Genomic DNA, 18,275 nt, shown 5'->3' with positions numbered 1-18,275 from the left:
TGTATACACTTGAGTAAACTCAACTGTCAAACAAAACGACCAATGGCTTTGGCCGTCAACAACATTGAAAATATTTCCACCCTTATATTGTATTTTAGAATAGTTATGCAGCCATTCTATAATAAGCGGAAATAATTTCAAGCTTTTTTAAACGACCTGCCCTACCTGTGCCGCACAGCCACACGACCGGGATCCGTGGCCCTTGAGAAAACATCGGCATCCAGCCCGAGAACTTTTCCTGCCTGAAGGTAATGGTATCCGGCAGCGGCTATCATGGCGGCATTATCTCCGCAGAGAAAGGGAGAAGGCATATGGAGGCGTACACCCCGTATATCCGCCTCCTGAGATGCCTTCTTCTTCAGCCCACGATTAGCCGCCACCCCGCCAACAATGGCCAGATCCCTGCACGCAATCTTTTCCACAGCCAAAAAAGCCTTGGATACAAGCACATCCACCACAGCATCCTGAAAAGCTGCGGCAATATCCGCTTTGGCCGTTTTGCCTCCGTCTTCGGACAGAAAACGTGCCACTGCGGATTTCAGCCCACTGAAACTGAAATCCATTCCATCTTTATCCAGAAAAGCCCTGGGGAAAAAAATAGAATTACAATTTCCCTCTACAGCCATACCATCAATAATCGGTCCTCCGGGGTAACCCAGCCCCATGATTTTGGCTATCTTATCATAGGCTTCCCCTGCTGCATCATCCCTTGTCTGCCCCAGAAGTCTCAGGGTCAGGGCATCGGGAACATGGTAAAGCCCAGTATGCCCTCCGGAAACCACCAGGGCCACAAAGGGATAAACCGGAGGATTTTTTTCCGGTTCCAGAAAAACGGAATGGATATGGCCCAGCAAGTGATGAACTCCCACACAGGGAATGTTCAGACCGAAGGCATAGGCCCTTGCAAATCCGAACCCCACCAGAAGGGCCCCCACCAGCCCCGGTCCCTGGGTGACGGCAACGGCATCCAGATCCCCTGCCTCCATTCCACAGGAGCTAAGGGCCGCCGTCACCATGGGACATATGGCTTCCACATGATGGCGGGATGCCAGTTCCGGCACCACCCCTCCGTAACGGTGGTGAATATCCACCTGGGATGCCACCTCCGATGACAGAATTTTCACCCCGTCTTCCACAACGGCTGCTGCGGTTTCATCGCAGGAAGACTCTATACCCAGAATACGCATTCTTTCACCTCATATACTGACAAAACATTCAGGCTAAAAACAAAAAAGACCGGACAAACTCCTTCAAAGGGGCTGATCCGGTCATACAAGATAGAAAACAAAAACCTAATCCATCCACATCACCTGGGGTTCATCGCCGCTGCGTTCCACCACATCACCAATGACAAAAGCCTGCTCTCCGAGAATACGCAGGCGGTCCATCACATCCGCCGCTGCCTTTTCCGGCACAATGACCACCATGCCGATGCCCATATTGAAGGTCCGGTGCATTTCATGGAGCTCAACATTGCCTGCTTCCTGAAGGAAGGTGAAAACCGGAGGAATATCCCAACTTCCTTTACGGATACGCACCTTGCAGGCCTGGGGCAGCACCCGCACTATATTTTCCGTAATTCCTCCACCCGTAATATGGGAAAGTCCATGAACCGGCTGATCTTTTATAAGGGAAAGGACTGAATCCACATATATTCTGGTGGGAGTTAAAAGAATATCTCCGATGGTACCCTTCAGACTTTCAACAAAACTGTCAGCTTTAAGTCCCAGCGTATCAAAACAGATTTTACGCACCAGAGAAAAACCATTGGAATGCAGTCCGCTGGAGGCAATGCCCACCAGCTGGTGTCCGCCCCGTATGGAAGATCCGTCAATGATTTTTTCATTGTCCACAATACCAACGGAAAAACCTGCCAGATCATACTCACCTTCTGCATAGAGGCCCGGCATTTCTGCGGTTTCTCCTCCGATAAGGGCGCACTGTGCCTGACGGCACCCTTCGGCCACCCCCTGAATCACCGCAGATGCCACATCGTTCTCAAGCTTTCCTATGGAAAAATAATCAAGAAAAAACAAAGGCTTTGCACCCTGAACCAGAATATCATTTACACACATGGCCACAAGGTCAATACCAATGGTGTCATGCCTGCCCGTCATAAAGGCAATTTTCAGTTTGGTTCCCACACCATCGGTGGAGCTTACCAGCACAGGACGCTCGATATTGCTGAGATTCAGGGAGAAAAGGCCACCAAAACCGCCGATCTCTCCCATGACACCGGAACGGGGGGTATTATTGGCTATTTTTTTTATGGTCTGCACAAGACTGTTGGCCTTGTCAATATCCACACCTGCATCCGCATAGGTCAAGGGCTTGCTCATCGGGGTCCTCATCGTAACACGAAAGATCATTTAAGTATAAAAAACGGACAATCAATATAAAAACCTTTAAAAATTACCCCTGCAACCTTTGAAAGTCAAAACAATTTTTGACTTTCATACCTAAGCTATTGTAGTTAGGTGCTTAAGTATGTCCGGGTTTTCTGATCTGCTTTTCCGGTGCTGCATACCGCCCGGAAAGTCCGGAGTACAGAAAATCTTCCATGAATACCGGATTCCCTCTTACCCCACTGGAGTTTGAATGAAACGGATGCAAATCGGCCTGATCGGATGCGGCACTGTTGGCGAAGGTGTTGCCCGTATCCTTCTGGATCAGCAGGAAATTCTCAAAGATCGCCTTGGCATGGAAATGGTCCTCAAAAAAGTTGCGGACACAGACACCAAAAGAACCCGCTCCGTCACCTTTGCCGAAGGTGTCTTCACCACCGATGCATCTGAAATTCTGGAAGATCCTGAAATTGATGTGGTGGTGGAAATGGTTGGGGGTACGGGTTTTGCCAAAGACACCATACTAAAGGCCATGGAACAGGGAAAACATGTGGTCACGGCCAACAAAAAGCTTTTGGCCCTGGAAGGAAACTCCCTTTTTGCCAAAGCTTTTCAAAAAAACGTGACCATTGCCTATGAAGCCAGCGTGGGCGGATGCATGCCCATCATCAAGACCTTAAGAGAAAACCTTGTGGCCAACCGCATCTTTGCCATGACCGGTATTCTCAACGGCACCTGTAATTATATTCTGACTGAGATAACCCGCCTTGGCCTTTCCTTTGAAGAGGCCCTGGACCAGGCAAAAATCAAGGGTTTTGCCGAAGCCGACCCAACCCTTGACATTGAAGGCTGTGATGCGGCCCATAAACTGGCCATCATTTCAGCCATTGCCTACGGCATGGAGATCGATTTTGAAGGTGTATATGTGGAAGGTATCTCCCGCATTGAACCTCTGGATATTCTTTATGCCGATCAGTTCGGCTACCGTATCAAACTTCTGGCCATTTCCAAAAACCACGGAGACAGCATTGAGGCAAGGGTACACCCTGCCATGATCCCTGTGGACTGCCTGCTTTCCCAGGTGGGTGGTTCTGTCAATGCCCTGAGCATCTTTGGTGACTGCACCGGTGAAATGATGCTTTACGGACACGGAGCAGGCATGATGCCCACGGCCAGTGCCGTAGTCGCTGACCTTGCCGACATTGCAAGGGATATGAAAAGGGAAGATGGCGGCAGGCTCCCCGCACTGGGTTATCCTTCTAAAAACATCAAAAAGATTCCTGTCCTTCCCATCTCCGAAATCCAGACCCACTACTATTTCAGAATTTCCGCCGCAGACCAGCCCGGTGTTCTTTCCAGGGTCTCCGGCATTCTGGCCAAATACAGCATCAGCATCATGAGTGTTCATCAGAAAGAAAGGCATGCTTCCGATGCCGTTCCTCTGGTCTTCATGACCCATCGGGCCAAAGAAGCGGATGTGAGAAAAGCCCTGAAAGAGATCCGTGAACTGCCGGAAATAGGCTGCGATCCTGTACTTATACGCATCGAAGATCCCCAGGCCAACGGCTGTGCCCATACCTGAGGTGGCTGCCATCCAGAGGCCTTATTTTATAACACTTCCATGCCTTAAACACAGGCCATGGAAAACCGCAGCCTGATCTTAAATAAAAGGCTGCTGAACCTGAAAAGAAAAAAGGACCACCATGCATATCATCTGCTCTGATCTGGAAGGCGTATTCATCCCGGAAATATGGATCAACGTGGCCGAGCGCACGGGCATTGAAGAACTGCGCCTCACGACCCGTGATATTTCAGACTATGATGAGCTTATGACCCACAGGCTCAAGGTGCTGGATACCCACGGCCTCAAGCTTCAGGACATACAGGAAGTCATTGCCACCATGGAGCCTCTGCCCGGTGCTGCGGATTTTGTCCACTGGCTCAGGGAAAAAAGTCAGCTCATTGTGGTCTCCGATACCTTTTTACAGTTTGCTGCCCCCCTCATGGCCAAACTCAACCAGCCCACCCTGTTCTGCCATGAACTGGAAGTTGCCGCAGACGGGCAGATAACAGCCTATAAACTGCGCCAGAAAGATGCCAAAAGCAAAACCGTCCGGGCACTTAAAAGTCTGGATTATACGGTTCTGGCCTTTGGTGACTCCTACAATGATACGGGCATGCTCAAGGAAGCGGATTTCGGATTTTTCTTCCAGCCGCCGGACAATGTGGTGGCGGATTTCCCTCAGTTTCCCGTAACCAGAGATTATGAAACCCTGAAAGACCATATCAGAAAATCTCTGGGAATTGCCTGAACCCAAAAGAAATATCAAAAAAAGCATTGACTTCATAAAACGAAATAGGTATTCTGTTTTTCGTTGCTGCGGGGTGGAGCAGTCTGGTAGCTCGTCGGGCTCATAACCCGAAGGTCATCGGTTCAAATCCGGTCCCCGCTACCAAAAAAATAAAGGCTCACGGTTTAAAACCGTGGGCCTTTCTTTATTCGTTTCATAAATCCTTTCCAGTTTCAAAAAATCTCCATATTCACCCATTCCGGCCCGGAAAAATCCAGAAACCATGGTCCCGTACCTGTTTTTTCCCCCATCAACACCCTGCAACCGAGACTCACCTGAAGCCCTGCCGTTACAGCCACGCCAAAAACAGGATTTCCCGCTGCTTTGCCTCCATGGGTTTCAGCCCTTCCGTATACGCCCGAAAGCAGTTCCTCTCCCGGCCTGCAGACCGCCACCTGTCCGGCCCAGCCGGATATGGCTCCGTGGATCAGTGTAATCCCCCTTGCACCACAGGCTTTTTCAAGGAAAATACGATCAGGAATATTATCCAGAGCATCCAGAACCAGATCCACTCCATCAAGAAATTCTCCGGCCGTCCTTTCGCAGAAAATATCCTGTACAGGTATCAGATCTAAGGCGGGATTGACATCTGCCGCCCTCCGGGCCGCCACCTCGACCTTGGGTCGCCCAAGATCCGATTCTTTGAGAAGCATCTGGCGGTTCAGGTTGGAAGGTGCAAATACATCCGGATCCATCACCTTAAGAACACCCGCACCAAGGCGCAGCAATTGTTCCAGCAATGCCGATCCCAAAGCACCACAGCCCACAATGGCAAGGGTGGAATTCAAAAGTTTCTTCTGGGCATTGGCATCCCAGGGGTTGCGGATATACCGCTCCGGCATCAGCCCCATCTCCAGAACAAATTTTTCAGCTTCTCTGCGGGAAAGGCCGAATCTCTTTTCCATCTGAATCTGCTTTTCAAAGGATAAATACCCCTTGTCCGACTCCCGGAGAATCCACTCTTCAGGATTCATCATCCACCACCCACCACTGGAAAAAGTGAAAGCACATCCCCTGCCAGCAGTGGCAGATCCGGATCCGCATGGCGACCATTGACAAAAATAATACCCACCTCTTCCATGGGAATCCTCAAAAGACCCGCAATACTCCGGGGAGTCATCCCCGCCTCCCAGGCCATGGCACTTTCCCGGAAACGGTCTTTACGGAAACCTGCAAAAAGCCGGACACCTATTTCCATGGAATTCCTCCATAAAAAAAGACCTGCCAAAATAAAGACAGGTCCTTTTCGTTTATTTTAAAAAATCAGAATTCCCAGAATGCATCCACTTCAGCATCACTGAAATCCCAGATAGTATTATGGGGCGGCAGGGTTTCTTCACTGAAAAACTCAGGAAGCCTGTCAGCTGCCTCGGTAAATCCGGCCTTGCGGTTGAATTCCCTTTCGGTTTTAAGAATGGAAGTGCCAAGGGCTGACACATCATCCCCCGTCAGAGAAAGTCCGAAACGGGCATTGAGCATATCCACAATGGCATTGAAAGATTCCGGAATATCCAGAACGGGGAAAGCCACAAACAGACAAAGTCCTGTGGAATCGATGGCTGCCGTGGCAATCTGCAGGTTGCGTGACAACTCCACCTGCCCCTCTTTTTTAAGGGGATCCACCATGCCACCCACATTCAGAATGTTGGAAGTAACGGTGTAACCGGCCGTATGATCCGCACCCATTGTGGAAGTGGCATAGGTAATACCCATTCCCTTGACGGATCTGGGATCATAGGCAGGAATAGACTGCCCCTTAACCGTGGGAACCCTTCGCATTCCATAGGCCTTGCCAAGGCATTCGGCACCTGCACCCACAAGACGGCCGAGGGGGCTGCCCTTTGCCACCTCTTCTTTGAGAATCCGCAGCATGCCTGCAGCATCCCCAAAGGACAGAATGCCTGCTTCCATGGCAACTCCCATGGTGACGCCAAACTCTATGGTATCCATACCTATATCATCGAGCATATGATCCGCTTCGGCAAGGGCGTCCAGATCATCAATACCGCAGTTGGCTCCCATGGCCCAAACGCTCTCATATTCAAAACCGCTGGCTTTTACCTTGCCGTTTTTATCGGGATACACCTGAGAGCACTGGATCACGCAACCGGGATGACAGGAGTGGCGCACCCTGCCCTCTCCACCCCTTTCCTCAATGCGGGCATGCATGGTTTCACCGGAGATCCCTTCATGTCCATCAAAACTACCCGTACGGAAATTCCGGGTTGGGAGACCGCCGGCTTCATGGAGGACATTGAGAAGAACATTTGTACCATAGGTGGGAAGCCCCTCACCACTGACAGGGTGTTCAGTCAAAGCCTTGGCAAATACCTTTGAAGCTTCCTTGAAAGCATTTTCATCGGCATAGCTGATACCCGGAGCATCAGAAGGATCTATACTTAAATATTTAATACCCTTGGAACCCATCACAGCACCAAGGCCACCACGGCCCAGACTCCGCACACGACCCTGGGGGTCTTTCACGGAAATATTGGCAGAAGGCATGGCCATTTCACCGGCAGGACCTATGGAAATAACACCGGCCTTGCCGCCTTCTTCCCCGGAAAGCTTTTCCACTACACTGAAGTTTCCGGCGCCAATCATATCCGTTTCCACAATTCGGACACTGTCATGGGTAAGATGGATACCAAAGAGTTTTTTTTCTTCCGGCATTCCTTCAATAATAATGGCTTTAATACCCATAAGGGCAAGCATGCGCGCAGAAGTACCACCTGCATTGCTCTCTTTGATGGTTCCGGTTAAAGGGCTTTTTGCTCCTGCGGAAAGACGGCCTGAGTTGGCCGCCCTGGTTCCGGATAGAAGACCGGGGGCAAAGACGAGCTTGTTGTTTTTACCTAAAGGATGGCAGGTCGGAGGCACTTCAGCAGCTACAATGGCAGAGGTAAGCCCCCTGCCCCCAAGACCTGCCCACGCTTCGGGTACGGCTTCAAAAACAGTGGATCCGGAAGTCATGTCAATGCGCAGGATACGATCAGACATGGCGATCCTCCTTTCATAAAGAAAGACCGGCCTTAGGTAGGAGAACTCCTTTCCAGCAGGGTGGCACAGCCGTTTCCAGCTGCACCCCGTCCCGAATCCATGAGGCGGGCCGACACCTTTTAGGTCTCCGGGCTCGGAGCGGATTCGCATCCCTGATCCAGAATCATTGCTGCAAATCCAAGTTCCTGTTAATCTGCCAAAATTTGATGAAACTTACAAGCCTGCTACCTTGCACCAAAAATAATTCTACCTTGAAGCACCACTGAAGGCAGCCACTCCGGTACCTTGCAATCGTTTCTAATCAAAGCTTTGCCCATGACTCACCATGTAATCCCACGCCCTTTGAAAAAGCAAAATACTTTTTTAAGGATTTTGAATTCTGTACAGAATTTGTAGGCTGTAACAACAAAAACGAATAAAAAAATCTTTATTTGCCCTGCATCCTTTTTATGTGATAAATACTTTTTTATATCATGTGACTGCATTACTCTTCCAGAAAGAACAGGATCAATGGACCCTAAAGCAGGATAAGTCATGACGGACAAGCCTGAAAAAACTCTTCTGCCCGGCACAGGTATTGATGTCGTTTTTAATCTCAATTCCCAGTACCCTCTGATTCGGTCAGCCATGCTTCTGGATGTCTCTTTTTCAAAACAGGAGCTGATCATATCCCAAACCATACCAACTATTTCAAGAACAGCTTCATTTGAAGATATACATGTCACAACCCTGATGCGGGAAAAAAGCGGTGGGAAGAAACGGTATGGCTTCAAATGCCGGATCAAAGACTTTCAAAAAAACTATCTCCTTTCCGATGGCAGTGAGCCGGAAGTTATTCTTCTCCACCATGAAAAAGATATACAGGAAATCAATATACGCTCCGGTTACCGGATCTCACCGGGTAAAAATTTTCCTGTATTTGCAAAACTGCTCTACAATGGAAAAGAATATATTTGCGGAAAAGATTTTTCCATCAGGGATCTTTCCGTTACGGGAGTGGGCCTGGTGGCTCCCAAAAACAGAGATAACGACAATACAGCCCTTTTAAATCTTAAAAACGGCACCCCCATTGCTCTGGGCATGGTCCTCAGCTATCCCAAAGGAAACAGAATCGCCAGAGAAAAGGTAGTTTGTGCAGGTAAGGTTGCCAGAGCCAATCCCCATTATAATAAAAATGCCGGTGTCCTTGGTCTGCATTTTATAAAAATGGTATCTGAAGGAGAAGAATCTCTGATGCGCTTTATACATGAAGCCCAACTGGAGGAAATCCGGCAGCTCAGCAGATATTAATTCATCAGCAGATCGAAGCTGCAAAAAAAACTTTCAACCTTTTAAACAGAATTAACCCCAGGATTTTTACCCATGACGGACAGCCCCGAAAAACTATTTTCTCCGGGAAGGGGAATTGATGTAGTTTTCAACCTCAACTCCCTTTCGCCTCTGGTCCGGGCGTCCATCATTTATGATGCCACCTATACAAAAAATGAACTCATCATAGCCCAGACCACACCACGTATCCTGCCCAATACCTCCTTTGATGAAATGCATGTGACCACCCTCGTGATTGGGGAAAAAAGAGAAAAAAAACGACTTGGTCTCAAATGCAAAATTTCAGGTATCAGCAGAGACTACGCCCTTTCCAAGGACACTAAGGAAGAGGCTGTTTTTATAGAGTATATGGGCAAGATAAGCGAAGTCAATATCCGATCTGCCTTTCGCATGTCTCCGGGTAAAAATTACTCCATTTTTGCAAAAATAATTTTAAAAGATAGAGAATACACCTTTGGAAAGGATTTTTCCATTCTCGACCTTTCCATTACAGGCATAGGCATTGTGGTACCCAAAAAAACCGCTGACCGGGCCAATCCACTGCTGAAGACTGAAACAGGTACAACGTTTACTTTGGGGATGGCCCTCAAACATTCCGAAGACGAAAAAGTGATAATTGAAAAAGTTGCATGTATCGCTTCAATTGCCAGGATCAATACCCATTTCAACGAAAATGCAGCCCTTGTCGGCCTTCAGTTTCTGAAAATGAAACCAGAAAGTGAAGAGATCTTAAGCCGCTTCATCCACCATGCCCAGCTGGACCAGATCCGTCAGCTCAATCGTTATCAAAGCTGATCCTTATGCCAGAATCTGTAAAAAACTGCTTTACCCTTCTTTATCTTTGAATTTTTATCTTTATTTTGAAAAGGACTTGACCTTATCATGAATTCTGAAACTGAAAGAAAGATTAGGGTGGAAGAGAGATCTTTGCCATGGATTCTTACTCTGTTTGGCACTGCTGTAGGTGCTGGTATTTTATATCTTCCTCTGGAAGCTGGGATATCGGGAGTATGGGCCATGATTATTTTATCCATTTTCATCCTGCCGATTATTTACTATTCTCACAATTCAGTTATCAGTCTTCTAATAGTTGAAAGAGCAAATCTGGATTATACTGGTGTGGTGGCACATTTTCTTGGTCGTTTTTCAGGTCTTTTGGTGGTGGCAGTATTTTTTATTACCTTTTATGCGGTTCTTCTGTCCTATCTCCTTGGGCTTAATGCCAATCTTGGAGCCTATTTTGTTCACATTGGTATAAGTGAGTCAAACTGGGCCAAAGGACCTTTTCTTAGCCTTGCAATATTATTTGTTTTTGCCTTTATTCAGATGATAGATAAAAAGATCGTACTTGCTGTGATGAGTTTTCTTTCATCGGTCATTATCATTTTACTTTTTGCCATTTCCATTTATCTGATTCCTTTCTGGAATCTTTCTAGTTTTTTCTTGGTACCTGAACCAATGGGTTTTGCAAGGGATCTTTTAAAAATACTGCCCATTCTTGTTTTATCCTTTGTCTTTTTTCCAACCATATCTTCTATGATAAGATCATTTCGTGGGCATGATGGCTGGATTAAGGATGATACTCTTTTAAAACTTCAAACCATAGTTTTAAAAACTTCAGTTCTTCTTCTCTTTTTTGTACTGTTTTTTGTATACTCCTGTCTTTTTTCTCTGAAGCCTGAAGAATTTGCCTTTGCCATAGCTGAAAACCTGAATGCCCTGACCATTTTAAGTTTCAAGGATGGAATTTCGCCCATACTTGTTAATATCGGTGTAATAGTTGGAATTGCTGCCCTGGCAACATCTTTTATCGGAGTATTTTTTGCTGTTAAGGAATCAGGTGCAGAAATTCTGAAAAAAGCACTGCCATTTTTTAAAAAGGATGAAAAGAAAGATAATCTAACAAAAAAAAAGCAGGATCTTTTTCTGCATTTATTTATTTATTTATCTATCTTTATGGTTCCTTGCTTTTCTTAACCCATCGGTTATGAATATTTTCGGTCTTTTTGTGGCCCCCCTTATCGCAGTATTTCTATTTATTCTGCCTATTGGCATTCTTGTGAAGGTTAAAGGCTTAGTGATATTAAAAAAATCATCCAATATACTGATTTTATTCATAGGAATCATTCTGCTTTTTTCTTATGCATTGGGAATGCTGCTTAGCAGCTGATTTTTTAAAACTGATTTAAAGACAGGTGGGAAGTGGGAACCTGGTGATTTTCTGTTTTTTAACCATTTGAATTTCAAATAAAATTTTAAACCTCCCAGAAGCAACGCACGCCGTATTACAGCGTCCTGTCATAGAGCAACTTATTGTTTGCCCCCAAATCCGCTACGGTTTTGTAGCAATTCCAAAAGGGATTGAACCTGATCCAGTCCGAAAATTCTCAACCTTCACGGATGATCTTGAACGTCTGGCCGATTGGCTTATTTTATGTGGCATTAACACCTGCAACTGCACAAGGCAAAAGACCTCGGATTCAAGCTCGTTTCGACCAGTGAGGGGCAAGTGGCCACACTGTAACATCTCGAATTAAAGAACTATAGCCAAGTTACTCAGAAGCAGCTCACGCCCTGCTACGGCATCTTGTCATAGAATAACTTGTGCCGTATTCAAACTCATTTCGATCAGTGATGGATAATTACCATTTTTTAAGCTTCTGAATTAAAAGAGCTAAATATAAGTTACTCAGAAGTTACTTGAAAATAAACTAAAACCTGAACTGAACGAGGTTAAAGATGATACCATACCAACATAAGGACGGAAACCTTGATACAACAAATCTAAAGGCAACAGAACTTGCTGATACCGTCATTGCCTCCGGCAAAGAGTATTCTTGGAGTACAATCAGCCACTGGTACAGCAAACAGGATCTTTTCCAGAATTCACCCAGTATTTATGACATCGGAAGATCGGAGAATTTCTTTCTTGCCCTTAGCTTTGCTAAAATCATGGAACCTGATTTTTCAATAAACGCCATGAAGGATCTGCGGGGAGGCAGCATCCTTATCAGGCTCTATTCTCATGAAACAGACACTCCGGTTTATTACAAAATCCAGAAAAATCTTCTATACAGCAAAGATCTTCTGGAAAAAAGGCATAAATCCTACTGGATCTTTATGCTGGAAAAAGTCTTTGTTTATCACTGCAGAGAATCCCTTTCCGAAATAAAGGCAAATTCCTACCTCGATGTCCTGAAAAAGGTATCCTTCAAAGAAGCACTGACCATTCTGGCTGGTAAAACAAAAGCTGCAAATATGATGGAGTTTAAGACAAAGGCAGGGATTGAAATAAAAGAAAAAAATTCATGGACAGGTAAGGACAGAAGCAAGGCAGCACAAAGGCCATAGAAAGACTTTCAGAACTGAAACTTTTCAATGACTATGCAGCACGGGCCGTTGAACTTATTACTGATCCTACCACCCTTGATCAGAATGTCTTTGGTGTATGCGGACAGGCATCAGTAATTTTCGTAATGCTTTCGTTCCAGCCAGCACGCTTTCTGGAGTTACTCCGGGCCATTTTCAATAATGTAGATTTTATCGGCAGTACTTCCAACATCATGGCTCCGGTAAAAATCAAGCCGGGACAAGCTGAATATAAGACCATAATGAAAAGCGTTACAGATGCTCCGGTAGCCATGGGGGGTGAAACCCCGGAGATCAATGTTCTCCTGGCTGGCCGTATTAAACAGTATAAAGCAAAGACCGCCAAAGTTAACTCTATAAAACCCCATGCAAAACTTGATTTCATTGTCAGCCGTACTCTGGCTAAGATGCTAAAAATAATCAACCCCCCACTTTATGAGGAGCAGAAAAAATTTACGGAATTATTTCTCCAAAAAGGGGTTCCTGTGAACTCGAAGTATGGTGATCTGGCATTCACTGAAATGGGGATTCAACTCCTTTTAACCGATATCATAGCTGTTAAAGAACTTTATTTCATCCCGAACATTACCGACTCAAAAAGCATGATAGACAGGCTAAATACATGGTTCCGTGAAAAGAAAAATGATGGACCCTTTGTCATTGCTGCCGTAAATTATCCGAGGTGGATCGATCCTCCCCCCCCCCAGATACCCGAGATACCCCAGATAAAATGCCCATCTAAAAAGCAGGGGGAACCTGATTTTGTGCACTGGGTTGTTATTGTCAGAAAAATCAACAACACTGGTTTTCATAATAATATAGACATATGGACATGGGGCAAGATGTTAGAATCACGCCAACTTATCAAATATACAGGTGGTCAAAATCCAGATTTAACAAGTGGATACCTGTATTCCATCATTCTTGGCTGCCTAAAGCCCGAATAAGGGCAATTCTACATTTTATCCTCAATTCCCGAAAAATGTAACTATAAAGGATGTTGTAGAGAACTGTTTTACGACCTCAAAAATCATATGGATATGAAGCGGATTCGAGTTCACTCTGCATCCGCAATGGATGGAAGGTTGTTCTTACAATTCCTAGCGCTGATCTATGTCAGTTCTATACGTTCCAAAATAAAGAAAGACGAAAAAATCAAATATTTTACAGGCAGGAATCACCTACCTCGACCGGTACCAAAAGATCAGCAGCAGGCTCTGCAGCCCAGGGCCAGTTAATTTCAGGACTCAGCTCCCTTATATATTTCTGTTCCCAGCTGCGAACCCGCTCATTTGCCTTATCAAAAATTCTTTTGTGATTCTGCCAGCGCACCTTCAGAGCAACTTTTTCAGGCAGCTTCTTCCACAATTCATCATACATGGAAAGCTCTCTGCCATACTTTTCACTTGAGGGAGATACAGCATCCGTACCAAAAAGAAATCTGTCGGGATAATCAGAAAGCAGAGCAGACCAGGAAGAAAGGCTTTCTTTGCTGGAAGTAATTGTTTCTGCCAGCACAGACCAGGAGATATCCATATTAAGATTAGGGCTTCCATCAAGTGCCATGCGCAGCAGCTGAAGATGCTCTGCTGATGGCCTGACAAAACGGCCAAGACCAGTATGTGCCCAGATAACCGTTGTATCAGGATGTCGTTTTACCAGGGCAAGAAAGCTGTCAAAATATCTGGGACGCCCTCCAAGGGAGGGATCCGGCGACATGGCATCAATATCACTGTGAATATTAACCACCAAGCCGACCTTGCCAGCAAGGGCAAAAATTCTGTCCAGGGCAGGCTCATTGAAAGTTACTGCCTTACCATAGGTTTTTGCAGAGACAACCTCCTTGAAAACAGTGAACTCACCTATACCACTAAAGACTCCAGGGTAGATCTGCAGCATATTCACTATATGCTCCACAGCATTGCCATCTGAGGGCTTAAAACCGCATATCATGGGATCAAATCTTTTCTGCTGTTCTGTACTCAGTGCCAGATACTGGCGGGCAATAAAGGCATCTACAGCACTGTAATAATATAGACGGCCATCTGTGTTCAGATAATAAAGAGGACGGCTCTCGTCCATATGCATGTTCCACTCCTGCTGTAAAGGAATACCGAAAACGGCAGCCCTCTGAACACCGTAACGGTCCATGATATCTAAAAAATCTATCATATCAGGACCCTCCTGAACATAATTTGTCAGATGTACATGGGAGTCATAGAGCTTCTGTTCCAACGCGAAAAGCGATACAGCCCCAAAAAATAAGATTAACAGCGTCAATACTAATATTAATGATTTTTTCATAGCTTCCTCCTGAAAAGCACTGTAGTGCTGTGCCTAAGGTCTGTTGACGAATATATGAAGAATGTGAAGAAATCCCTTGTATAATCGAGCAGCATTATTGCTATGACTGTTCCACGGAAAAGATCAGGTGCCCTAAGACGGCCTGAGCTGCATCTAATCAAAAGTACGGTCCTTAGGCCAGATAATCTTATCCGCAACAAAATAACAGATAATGGCAACCCCCATGGCGTTAAGAGCAGAGATTCCGAAATCAAGAAAATTCCCTGTCAGGGCTCCTGCAATCACAGCTATGACAGCACCCCAGTTGACTGTCTGGTTAAAAGAGCTGTTCTCAGTGTAGTTTTCACGATGCATAAAAAAGTCCAGAGCAATAATTGCTCCCACTGGAGGAAGTGTTGCATTGAGAAAGCTGAGCCAGCCTATGAAGTTGAAATAGAGCCACATTGATGTTGCTGTACCAATAGTGCCTGCAATAAGAACCATGGGACGCTTGCGTATCTTCGTTATATTTGAAAGTCCCAGACCTGATGTATACAGGGCATTATCATTGGTGGTCCAGATATTTGCCCCCAACACCAGAATAGCAGGTATGGCAAGACCCTGTGCAATCATCACATAAAAGATATCATCCATTCCCGTGAAGGCTCCTCCGACAGCTCCGAAAGCAAACATCAGGGTATTGCCGATAAAAAAGGCCATAACAGTTGTAATAACTGCTAATTTTCGTGTCCGGGCAAAGCGGACAAAATTGGGAGTGGCCGTTCCTCCGCTCACAAAGGAACCAATAACCATACCGACACCTGCAATAATTGTAAGATCCCCTGAAGAGCGGCCAAAGACAGCCGTCAGGCCACCTCCATGCACAGTGGCTGTCACCATGGAATAAATACCAAGAACTGTTATAAGGGGGACTGAAATGGAGCTGACCAGCTCAAGTCCTTTTATTCCGAAATAAGCAGATGCAGTCATGAGTGTGCCTGCCAGCACAAGAAGAATAAGAGGATTGATTCCAAGAAGTTCTGCCGTAGGAATGGCAAACATGGCAACCCCAACACCAAACCAGCCTATTTGTGTAAAACTTATAAGTGCCGATGGCAGGTAAGACCCAAAGGATCCAAAGGATCTTTGCGCAAGCAGATCCAGGCTCAAGCCCGTGCTGCTTCCAATATAGGCCAGGATACCGGTATAAGCTCCGAGGATCATTCCCCCAATTATAATAGCCCAGAGAAATCCCTTGAAATCAAGACCATTTCCCATGCCTGCACCCACACTCATACTCGCAGAGAAATAGGTAAAGCCGAGCATGATTACAAAGATCGGCCAAAAGCCCCTGCGGGCGCTGGCCGGTACCCTTTCGAGAGAATAATCGGCATCATTATGATCTGGTCTCTTATGGTCCATGCTTAAAAACTCCAGAACAATTATTAAAATATTAGAAAGTTTGTAATCTTACTTGATGGACTCACAAAAGTCAAAAAATGTCTATATCTTCTAAGTAACTTAAATTTAGTTCTTTCAATTCAAATGCTTAAAAAATGACCAATTCTCTATCTGTGCTCAAAATGATTCTGAATATGACACAAGTTACTCTATGACAAGACGCCGTAGCAGGGCGTGAGCTGCTATTAAGTAAACAGCAATTATTTTACAGGCGATAGTTTTCCATATTCTTCGCCCATTAAAAGATGTTTATATTCAGTACCACATGCTTCTTTGGGAACGGACAATTTGAATTCCACTTTGCTTTGAAACAAAAAAATGATATTTGAACCACCGAAAAGAAAATAGCCAAGCGGGTCGCCTTTTCTGACAGCATCTCCCGGATTGATGCTCTCTTCAAAATTAACTGAAGACACCTGCGACATTCCAACCGGAATAACTGCTACAAGTCCGTATTCCTCAGTGTCAATGATCACGACCCCACGGGTCTGAATATTCTGCCATCCCGGGTTTATTGACTCAAGAATATACTTGCCAATCTCCGGATCCCAGTATGTAATGCCGCCTGCTGCGTTATCCTGCTTTATAATGCCAATATGCCTGATAACTCCGCTGACTGGAAAGTGATAACGGTGATAATCGTTCACATCAAGAAAAATATGCGTGAAGGTACCTTTGGCAAAAGCATTCTTGTAAGGATTATCCTCACCAAGAAGAGCCGGTATGGACTTCAGGCGACTTGATTTGACCACCACTCCCCCATGATGAACAATGTTCGAGTCATGGTCGATCTTCCACTCCCCCTGATGCCTTGAATCGGCCGGGGCGGTGACTACACTTGCATCCCCGGGCAAAGCAATGGGCCGCTGATCAGGCGACTTCAGATACCTTGCGAAAAAATCATTAAAGCTTTTCCAATTCGAGGGATCCTCATACCACCCTTTTGCCAGACCGAATCGGTCGTCGGCCAGTGCCAGCTTGTAGTATTCCTCATTCCAGGACTCTTCCTCACCCAGATAGCGTCCCCATTGTTTGGTGAAAAGAATAAGCCAGCTTCGATACGGTTCATGGTATTGCAATGAATTGTTAAAATACCCCTTGCCCTTCAACTCGGGAAGCGGTTGATCATTAATGAAATAAAAATAATTCAGACTTTGGTCAATTTGCTCATACAGGCTCGAGGAATGAGCGCTTGGTAAAATTGTCCAGGGCATTGCTTTTGCAGCCCAATTAATAAAATCATAGTAATCCTCAAGGCTCTGGGCAGGATTGGTAGCTCTATCAGGATTGATCTTTTTAGCCATGTCAATTGAGCGAAGAAGCATACCTTTTAATTCCGGATTATACTCCAGCATAATGATAAGCTGCTGCGTGATCGGTTCGTGTTTTTCGTCGAGCAAATAGACTGTATTCGGCTGATAGCTCGCCTGGCTGGAAGAAGCCAGTATAAGCGTTGCGACTAAACAAACAAAAATCAAAATTGACTTCATTCGAGACAAGTAAAAGAACATATTAAACTCCTTTTTTTCAAAAAGGGACATGCGTCCCGTTTGTAAAACCATTTCTGAATTAAATAAATGGTTTCTCCTGTTTTAGGTTTGAATGATGCGCCTTTCAATAGGTCATTTCCTCCAGAGTCCTTCCCTTAGTTTCCTGCACGAACCTGCGGACGAAGAACCAGGCCACCAGGCCGAAAGCTGCGTAAATCATGTAAGTGATGCCCAGGTCAAACATAGAGAGCAGGATGGGAAAGGTCATGGTCACTAGGAAGTTGGCGCTCCATCCGGCAAGGCCGCATATGGCAAGAGCAGCACCTCGGCACTGGTTGGGAAACATCTCGCCCAACATCACCCAGACCACCGGCCCCCAGCTTGCCGCAAAAAATGCAATATAGGCGTTGGCAGCCAGCAGGGCTCCTGTTCCGGCAATTGGGCCAAGAACAAGGCCCATGCCAGGATCCTTGTCCGCAGTAGCAAAAATTATGGCCATGATGGCCAGCATGACAGCCTGACCTAAAGCTCCGGCCAGAAGCAAGGGCCGCCGTCCTATACGGTCCACCAGGGCGATAGCAACAAAGGTATACTCCGCAGGATCATTTTTGAGACATTGACCCAAATTGGAACGGCCTTTTAAGAAA

The 18,275-nt window shown here is 45.8% G+C and carries 17 protein-coding genes, 1 tRNA gene and 1 riboswitch; of the genes, 8 read left to right on the top strand and 10 right to left on the bottom strand.

All coding sequences use genetic code 11. The features are described from left to right. Positions 1-161: 161 nt before the first annotated feature. Both tsaD and purM read right to left on the bottom strand, forming a co-directional pair. Complete coding sequence (tsaD, locus tag FIM25_RS03360) at positions 162-1,187, bottom strand: tRNA (adenosine(37)-N6)-threonylcarbamoyltransferase complex transferase subunit TsaD (RefSeq protein WP_139446279.1); 1,026 nt, start codon at positions 1,185-1,187, stop codon at positions 162-164. A gap of 105 nt (positions 1,188-1,292) precedes the next feature. Continuing rightward, on the bottom strand, positions 1,293-2,339 hold the full coding sequence (gene purM, locus FIM25_RS03355; RefSeq protein ID WP_139446276.1) for a phosphoribosylformylglycinamidine cyclo-ligase: 1,047 nt from the start codon (positions 2,337-2,339) through the stop codon (positions 1,293-1,295). Positions 2,340-2,598: 259 nt separating this feature from the next. On the opposite strand from purM, the gene FIM25_RS03350 reads away from it, so the two are divergent. From FIM25_RS03350 to FIM25_RS03340, 3 genes are all read left to right on the top strand, one after another. Next, positions 2,599-3,927, top strand: a complete 1,329-nt coding sequence (locus FIM25_RS03350; protein ID WP_139446274.1) for a homoserine dehydrogenase — start codon at positions 2,599-2,601, stop codon at positions 3,925-3,927. Between the two features lie 121 nt (positions 3,928-4,048). Continuing rightward, complete coding sequence (thrH, locus tag FIM25_RS03345; protein WP_139446272.1) at positions 4,049-4,657, top strand: bifunctional phosphoserine phosphatase/homoserine phosphotransferase ThrH; 609 nt, start codon at positions 4,049-4,051, stop codon at positions 4,655-4,657. A 67-nt stretch (positions 4,658-4,724) separates the two neighbouring features. Beyond that, a tRNA-Met gene (locus FIM25_RS03340) sits at positions 4,725-4,801 on the top strand. Between the two features lie 68 nt (positions 4,802-4,869). On the opposite strand, the gene FIM25_RS03335 is transcribed toward FIM25_RS03340, so the two are convergent. The 4 genes from FIM25_RS03335 to FIM25_RS03320 all read right to left on the bottom strand — a co-directional run bounded on the left by FIM25_RS03335 (position 4,870) and on the right by FIM25_RS03320 (position 8,232). After that, positions 4,870-5,673 carry a HesA/MoeB/ThiF family protein gene (locus FIM25_RS03335; protein WP_139446270.1) on the bottom strand — a complete coding sequence of 268 codons (804 nt, stop codon included), beginning with the start codon at positions 5,671-5,673 and terminating at the stop codon, positions 4,870-4,872. Continuing rightward, a complete protein-coding gene (locus tag FIM25_RS03330) occupies positions 5,670-5,894 on the bottom strand; it encodes a MoaD/ThiS family protein (protein ID WP_139446268.1) in 225 nt (74 codons plus the stop codon). Before FIM25_RS03330 ends, FIM25_RS03335 begins: the two co-directional genes overlap by 4 nt. A gap of 65 nt (positions 5,895-5,959) precedes the next feature. Then, positions 5,960-7,696: an aldehyde ferredoxin oxidoreductase family protein gene (locus FIM25_RS03325; RefSeq protein ID WP_139446266.1), complete on the bottom strand. Its 1,737-nt coding sequence runs from the start codon at positions 7,694-7,696 to the stop codon at positions 5,960-5,962. Between the two features lie 29 nt (positions 7,697-7,725). Further along, positions 7,726-7,847, bottom strand: a riboswitch (molybdenum cofactor riboswitch). Positions 7,848-8,016: 169 nt separating this feature from the next. Next, complete coding sequence (locus tag FIM25_RS03320) at positions 8,017-8,232, bottom strand: hypothetical protein (protein ID WP_139446264.1); 216 nt, start codon at positions 8,230-8,232, stop codon at positions 8,017-8,019. Here FIM25_RS03320 and FIM25_RS03315 point away from each other — a divergent pair. The 5 genes from FIM25_RS03315 (at position 8,231) to FIM25_RS03295 (ending at position 13,341) form a co-directional block, all read left to right on the top strand. Continuing rightward, entirely contained in the window at positions 8,231-8,986 is a 756-nt protein-coding gene (locus tag FIM25_RS03315; protein ID WP_139446262.1) for a PilZ domain-containing protein, read from the top strand. The genes FIM25_RS03320 and FIM25_RS03315 overlap by 2 nt on opposite strands. 72 nt (positions 8,987-9,058) lie before the next feature. Next, complete coding sequence (locus FIM25_RS03310; RefSeq protein ID WP_139446259.1) at positions 9,059-9,820, top strand: PilZ domain-containing protein; 762 nt, start codon at positions 9,059-9,061, stop codon at positions 9,818-9,820. 87 nt (positions 9,821-9,907) lie between these two features. After that, entirely contained in the window at positions 9,908-11,002 is a 1,095-nt protein-coding gene (locus FIM25_RS03305) for an aromatic amino acid transport family protein (protein ID WP_139446258.1), read from the top strand. A gap of 762 nt (positions 11,003-11,764) precedes the next feature. After that, positions 11,765-12,376, top strand: coding sequence for a hypothetical protein (locus FIM25_RS03300; protein ID WP_139446255.1), 612 nt, complete (start codon positions 11,765-11,767; stop codon positions 12,374-12,376). Positions 12,377-12,588: 212 nt separating this feature from the next. Then, on the top strand, positions 12,589-13,341 hold the full coding sequence (locus tag FIM25_RS03295) for a hypothetical protein (RefSeq protein ID WP_139446253.1): 753 nt from the start codon (positions 12,589-12,591) through the stop codon (positions 13,339-13,341). A gap of 217 nt (positions 13,342-13,558) precedes the next feature. Here FIM25_RS03295 and FIM25_RS03290 read toward each other — a convergent pair whose 3' ends face one another. The 4 genes from FIM25_RS03290 to FIM25_RS03275 all read right to left on the bottom strand — a co-directional run bounded on the left by FIM25_RS03290 (position 13,559) and on the right by FIM25_RS03275 (position 18,253). Then, the gene (locus FIM25_RS03290) at positions 13,559-14,566 is read right to left on the bottom strand and encodes an amidohydrolase family protein (protein WP_179953123.1); all 1,008 of its coding nucleotides are present in this window, start codon (positions 14,564-14,566) and stop codon (positions 13,559-13,561) included. A gap of 285 nt (positions 14,567-14,851) precedes the next feature. Then, positions 14,852-16,099: a cytosine permease gene (codB, locus tag FIM25_RS03285; RefSeq protein WP_139446248.1), complete on the bottom strand. Its 1,248-nt coding sequence runs from the start codon at positions 16,097-16,099 to the stop codon at positions 14,852-14,854. 239 nt (positions 16,100-16,338) lie between these two features. Beyond that, a complete protein-coding gene (locus FIM25_RS03280; protein ID WP_218961236.1) occupies positions 16,339-17,649 on the bottom strand; it encodes a phosphatidylserine decarboxylase in 1,311 nt (436 codons plus the stop codon). Positions 17,650-17,752: 103 nt separating this feature from the next. Beyond that, positions 17,753-18,253, bottom strand: coding sequence for an MFS transporter (locus tag FIM25_RS03275; RefSeq protein ID WP_139446246.1), 501 nt, complete (start codon positions 18,251-18,253; stop codon positions 17,753-17,755). Positions 18,254-18,275: the final 22 nt, after the last annotated feature.

Origin of the sequence: Desulfobotulus mexicanus (assembly GCF_006175995.1) — a bacterium.
GTDB lineage: Bacteria > Desulfobacterota > Desulfobacteria > Desulfobacterales > ASO4-4 > Desulfobotulus > Desulfobotulus mexicanus.
Note: the sequence above shows the minus strand (reverse complement) of the source record. Positions and strands in the feature narration are given on the sequence as shown.